We start from the raw sequence: 5,398 nt of genomic DNA, 5'->3' as shown, positions 1-5,398 counted from the left end.
GAGCAGTAAAACTGTTGCCCCTGCCCCTGTCCCCGCTAAACCTCCGGTCTTAGAGGCGATCGCCGCTCCGGCCCAAACTGTAACCAGTCCAGTCGTTTCCTTTCCCCCTAGCCCCGACCCAGTATTACCCTTGGAAGAACCGGCCCCGCCCCCGGCAATGGCAAATACTTCCTTTGAGCAACCGGAAGAGCATCCTCCCGTTGACCCTGAACCCCAACTTGACTTTGCCCCCAAGCAATCGCCGGAGACTCCTGAATTACCTCTACCTCTGCCTGTAGAAACCGAACCAGAGCCTTCTGAGCCCGCCATGGCCAGCGCAGGAGCAACGGATTTGCCCGAAGGCCCCATGGACTTTTCCGAAATTATTGCCCGCAGTAACTTAGAGCTCAAACGATTGGGCTGGACCAGTGAACAGGGACGCAATTATCTGCTGCAAACCTACGGCAAACGATCCCGCCAGTTACTGTCCGATGAACAGTTGATTGAATTTTTAGCTTATTTGGAACAACAGCCCACCCCATAAAGGAAATGAGCAGAAAAAACCTAGTATCTCCATCGGTTGCCATTGGATACTAGGTCTATATTGCTTGCTGTGTATTTTAGACAGAGCGGAAGAACTAACTTGCCAAAACTTTTTCCCCTTTTTCTGCCGTTGTCACAAGGGAAGGAACGACTTGTTCCTGTTGCTGGTTGTTAAGGTAATCCTTTAACTGTTCGCCAATTTCTTGTCGGACAATTTCCCGATATTGCATGAAATGTTCGTTATGGGCGCAGAGGGTGATGTAATGCTCAAACACGGCTGGGTTATGGCGAAGAATACCAAAGGCATGGTGCCAAAAACGCCACCGGGTATCCCGTTTAAAGCCTTGCCGCCAGACCACGATCGCCAAAGCTTTCAGATCAATTAAACTGGGCAACTTAGCTGGGGCTTTACATTTAGGCGCACCCAATTTGAGGAAACAACGGTAGTTGCGGTCTAGATAACCGTGGGGATCATATAACTCCCAAAAGGCTTCTACGTATTCATTGGCAATGTCCTCCAGGGGCCGGGTGGGAACAAAGTTCATTAACGTAGTCTGGTTAATATTGCCCTTGCTCTCATCCAGCAGACGATTTTCCCGTTTCAGTCGGTGCCACAGCGCAGTATTGGGCAAAGCCTGGAGCATGGCAAAGGTGGTGGTGGGAATGGCAGTCTGTTCGGCAAAGCGGACAATGCGATCGCCAGCGCCCTGTTTTTCCCCATCAAAGCCAATGATGAAGCCTGCCATGGGTCGCAGACCAGCCTTGATGATTTTATCGACGGAATCCGCCAGGGAATTACGGGTATTTTGGAATTTTTTGGTGAACTCCAAGCTTTCTTCGTCGGGGGTTTCTATACCGAGGAACACCGCATCAAAGTAACATTCCACCATTAAATCCATCATTTCTTGGTCATCGGCCAAGTCAATGGAAGCTTCAGTGTTGAAACGGAAAGGATATTTATGCTCCGCCTGCCAAACCTTGAGTTCCTTCAGCAGTAATTTCACATTGCGCTTATTGCCGATGAAGTTGTCATCCACCATAAACACCGATCGCCGCCAACCCAACTCATAAAGATAATCCAATTCCTTAAGTAGCTGGGCCGGGTCTTTGGTGCGGGGCTTGCGACCGTAGAGCACAATGATGTCGCAGAATTCACACTGGAAGGGGCAACCCCGAGAAAACTGCACCGACATGGAATCATAGGCGTCCAATTCCAACAGGTCGTAACGGGGAATGGGGGTGGTGGTGACATCGGGTTTTTCTTCCGCCCGGATAATGCCTTGGCGTTCTCCCCGCTCTAGGGCCTCTACGAACATGGGTAGGGTTATTTCCCCCTCATCCAAAATCAGAAAATCCGCCCCGGCATTTTTTACTTCATCGGGCACCGAAGTCGCAAAGGGCCCCCCCACGGCTACCAATTTTCCGTGGGCTTTGGCGGCTTTGATATTTTCCACCATGTCATCCCGTTGCACGATCATGCCGGAGATGATGACCACGTCTGCCCAGTCCCACTCATCTTCTCTTACATTGCGGACATTGCGGTCCACCAGCTTAAACTCCCATTCCTGGGGGAGAATACCCGCCACGGTGATCAACCCGAGGGGAGGTAATAAAACCTTCCGACCCACTAGCTCCAGAATTTTCTCGTAGGACCAGAAAGTAGGGGGAAACAACGGATAGATTAATAGGGCGCGCATGGCTTCTCGCTAAGGGAAGATTTATGTTAAAAAAATCTAGAAATTGATTAGGTATGGGGTTAACTTTAGCTAAAGCTAGCACACCCTCGCCAGGAAGTACCCGAAAGCCAGACTGTTGGCATAGATAAATCCTATGGTTAACCATGGTTATTGCCTAGGCCGCTCCCTCTTCTCCGTCGCTGTGGTGGGAGCATTGTCATTGGTTTTTCCCCTGCCCCTGCCGGGCCAAGACATGGTGGACAGTGATCGTTCCCTACCCTTGATGGGTGACCATCCCCTGGAGGAAAGGCTAATTGATGGCATGGATGAGGGCATCAAAAAAAACTACCGGGGGGCGATCGCCATTTTTACGGAGTTAATTCTGCTGGATCCAAGCTATGCCGATGCCTATTTTAATCGGGGTATTGCCAGGGCCAGGATAGCTGATTACCAAGGGGCGATCGCCGACCATAGCCAGGCCATTGCCCTAAACCCCCAATTGGCGGAGGCCTACAAAGCCAGGGGAAAAATTTATTGGCAATTAGGCGATCAAAGCCAAGCCATGGCTGACATGGAAACGGCCTTGGCCCTTTTCTCCGCCCAGGAAAATATTGTTAGCCAACGGGAAACCTGGGAACAATTACAAACATGGCGCGGTAATCCTTAATTGACCTCAAGATTTTTTCGCTTACCAAGAAGAGCTAGGGAAGATTAAAACACTATTGTCAAGGAGAGTTAGGGAGATTTGATTGCCAGAACTCAATTTCCCCAACAGGTTCTCAAGCCCGTGGATAAACTTTTAATTACTCCTACCAACGTCCTAATTTCAAGGGATTTCGGCAATTTTTCTGTTGATTTGAGTGGGGCCTTTTTAAAGCAGTTTGCAGAGCTGTCCTGGTTTCCAGACCATTAACTTGAGTTAAACAAAGTTAAGTTTTATGGCATTTTCCTTTCCCTCCAAATACCCTTGCTAAGATGGCGGGAAAGCCGGGTTTCTAGTCCCATGGTGGCTTTTCTGTTGAGTATAAGGTAAGCATAAATACCTAAAAATGAGACATTTTTGTGACGCTTGGATTGAAGAATGGTGTGAAGCCAACGGTTGGACAGATTTGTTCATGGAAAGACTCAATTACTATTGGGCTTTTCCCCCTGGAGCTGTCATGCCGGAGCCAATTCCTGGCAAAATTCTCCGTGCCATTAAACTAGAAAAAGGTCTTTGCGAAGAGGAAAAAGCTTGGTTAACCGCCGCTGTAGCCGTTTCTGCTTTGGCGATCGGTTCTGCTTTTTTGCTCAGAAATCCCATGCCTGTAGTATTGGCCTTTGCCTTTGATGCGGTGACGGCAGGGCGTTTGGAAATGGAAGAAATCTGAGAAATTTGAGAAAATTAGTCCATTGCCTGCAATATCAAACACTCTGATTGGAGTGACTAAGCAACATTTATGGCCGATTCCATCATCCCAGACTCTAATGAGCAGAATTATGCCGAACTGGCCCACCAATGTCAGAATTTGGCTAGCCAAGTCCAGAGCCTCAGCCAACGGGTGGAAAACCTGGAAAGCAAACTGACCTTAATCCCAGACATTGAGCGCTATGGCAAGTTACAGGAATGTTTGATGGCCAAGGACTTCAAAAGGGCAGACCACGAAACCACCCGCATTATCCTCGAAACCCTCAATCGTAATCGGGATAATCTGAGCCCAGAAACTTTGTCTGCTCTGCCCTGTACGGTTTTAACGGTAATTGATCGCCTGTGGCGGACCTATAGCGATGATCGCTTCGGTTTTAGCCGTCAATTGGAAGCTTATCAAAAAGTAGGCGGTAACACTGATACTCTCCGGACCCAAGACCGCAAAGTGATGGGTGCCTTTGCCCAAGAAGTGGGTTGGGTGCAGGAAGGAAAGCTTCGTTTTGAGGAATATGACCAATGGGATTTTTCCCTCAACGCTCCAGTGGGTAGCTTCCCGGCGATTTGGTGGAAGTCTCCCTATGGCTTAAAAATGGTGACTTTTTTCTTCATTCGTTTGTTTGAATGTAACGGTTAGGTCAAGAATTTGGCCCTATCTATTTTGCAGTTGGGAGGAAAACGGCGATCGCCAAGTTTTACCTTACTTGTGGAATTGCTTTACTGAATAAGGCTGGAGGTTATCTCATTTTGCCAAAATTTACGGGCAGGTTTGCCTAAATACAAGTTCTTAGGGCTTCAATGTCAGCGGCGACAATTTTATCGAGATTGCGGGTAATTTTGCCAATGTCCCAATGCCACCAAGCAATCACTAGCAAGGCGTCAATCACTTCGTCTGTGAAGCGTTGACGGAGCAAGCGGGCGGGATTTCCCCCCACAACGGTGTAGGGCAAAACGTCCTTGGTAACAACGGATTTGGCGGCAATAATGGCCCCGTCTCCTACCTGTACCCCTGGCATAATCACTGTTTTATAGCCGATCCAGACGTCGTTGCCAATGACCGTATCCCCTTTGTGGGGCGGTTCTTCCTCTGGTGCCACCGTTTGCCAACCATTGGCAAAAATTGCAAAGGGATAGGTGGAAAACCCTTCCATGGCATGGTTAGCCCCATTCATAATAAATTTTACGCCCCTGGCTAAGGCGCAGAACTTGCCAATAATTAGGCGATCGCCAACGAAGGGAAAATGGTAAAGAACATTGCGCTCAAAATTTTCTGAATCTTCGGGATCATCGTAATAGGTGTAGTCTCCAATGATGATATTGGGATTAGAAACCGTATTTTTAATAAAACAAACCTGGGGAAACCCCACCATGGGGTGCTTGTTTTTGGGGTCTGGCCCGTACATTACTTTTGACTCCCAAAAGTTCTATAGCATCGACTAATTGACTATTTGTTTTGTTACCCCGGATATTAGATTTCCATTGCCGCCAAATCAGCCAAGGTTTCCTGGGCGGCGACTTCATCCACAATGCTAATGGCAAAGCCGACATGGACAATGACGTAATCCCCCACCTTAACTTCAGGCACGTAGGCGAGGCTAACGGTTTTAATGATGCCACCAAAACTAACTTTTCCCGCCAGCAAGAGGGGATCAGGATGGGGAATTAAACTGACAACCTGGCCGGGTAAGGCTAGACACATGGGGAAAAGGGAGAAGGAGTAGTCGCAAATAAGTCAGCAGAGCCTTGGGATAAACCAAACCTAGGCCATGGTCTTAACTTTAACCCAACAGCAAAG

6 protein-coding genes and 1 pseudogene are annotated in these 5,398 nt (G+C 48.4%); 4 read left to right on the top strand and 3 right to left on the bottom strand.

Translation table 11 applies throughout. From position 1 onward, the window contains the following. A pseudogene (locus IQ219_RS16420) lies at positions 1–523 on the top strand (hypothetical protein); the annotation flags it as partial. Positions 524–617: 94 nt separating this feature from the next. Here IQ219_RS16420 and IQ219_RS16415 read toward each other — a convergent pair. After that, positions 618–2,219, bottom strand: coding sequence for a B12-binding domain-containing radical SAM protein (locus IQ219_RS16415; RefSeq protein WP_194073316.1), 1,602 nt, complete (start codon positions 2,217–2,219; stop codon positions 618–620). Positions 2,220–2,352: 133 nt separating this feature from the next. On the opposite strand from IQ219_RS16415, the gene IQ219_RS16410 reads away from it, so the two are divergent. From IQ219_RS16410 to IQ219_RS16400, 3 genes are all read left to right on the top strand, one after another. Beyond that, the gene (locus tag IQ219_RS16410) at positions 2,353–2,865 is read left to right on the top strand and encodes a tetratricopeptide repeat protein (protein ID WP_194073315.1); all 513 of its coding nucleotides are present in this window, start codon (positions 2,353–2,355) and stop codon (positions 2,863–2,865) included. Between the two features lie 382 nt (positions 2,866–3,247). Next, positions 3,248–3,568 (top strand): hypothetical protein, encoded by a 321-nt coding sequence (locus tag IQ219_RS16405; protein WP_162328734.1) that lies wholly within the window; start codon positions 3,248–3,250, stop codon positions 3,566–3,568. 69 nt (positions 3,569–3,637) lie between these two features. Continuing rightward, complete coding sequence (locus IQ219_RS16400; protein ID WP_190596554.1) at positions 3,638–4,240, top strand: GUN4 domain-containing protein; 603 nt, start codon at positions 3,638–3,640, stop codon at positions 4,238–4,240. A 136-nt stretch (positions 4,241–4,376) separates the two neighbouring features. Here IQ219_RS16400 and IQ219_RS16395 read toward each other — a convergent pair whose 3' ends face one another. Continuing rightward, positions 4,377–5,006 (bottom strand): Vat family streptogramin A O-acetyltransferase, encoded by a 630-nt coding sequence (locus tag IQ219_RS16395; RefSeq protein ID WP_194073314.1) that lies wholly within the window; start codon positions 5,004–5,006, stop codon positions 4,377–4,379. Between the two features lie 65 nt (positions 5,007–5,071). Further along, positions 5,072–5,302, bottom strand: a complete 231-nt coding sequence (locus IQ219_RS16390) for a HypC/HybG/HupF family hydrogenase formation chaperone (protein ID WP_194073313.1) — start codon at positions 5,300–5,302, stop codon at positions 5,072–5,074. Between the last annotated feature and the right edge of the window lie 96 nt (positions 5,303–5,398).

Origin of the sequence: Synechocystis sp. LEGE 06083 (assembly GCF_015207725.1) — a bacterium.
Lineage (GTDB): Bacteria > Cyanobacteriota > Cyanobacteriia > Cyanobacteriales > Microcystaceae > Synechocystis > Synechocystis salina.
This window is presented reverse-complemented; position numbering and strand designations above follow the sequence as displayed.

Coding starts and splice junctions, on each gene's coding strand:
- IQ219_RS16390 (WP_194073313.1), bottom strand. CDS start 5,302: ATGTGTCTAGCCTTACCCGGCCAGGTTGTCAGTTTAATTCCCCATCCT.
- IQ219_RS16395 (WP_194073314.1), bottom strand. CDS start 5,006: ATGTACGGGCCAGACCCCAAAAACAAGCACCCCATGGTGGGGTTTCCC.
- IQ219_RS16405 (WP_162328734.1), top strand. CDS start 3,248: ATGAGACATTTTTGTGACGCTTGGATTGAAGAATGGTGTGAAGCCAAC.
- IQ219_RS16400 (WP_190596554.1), top strand. CDS start 3,638: ATGGCCGATTCCATCATCCCAGACTCTAATGAGCAGAATTATGCCGAA.
- IQ219_RS16410 (WP_194073315.1), top strand. CDS start 2,353: ATGGTTAACCATGGTTATTGCCTAGGCCGCTCCCTCTTCTCCGTCGCT.
- IQ219_RS16415 (WP_194073316.1), bottom strand. CDS start 2,219: ATGCGCGCCCTATTAATCTATCCGTTGTTTCCCCCTACTTTCTGGTCC.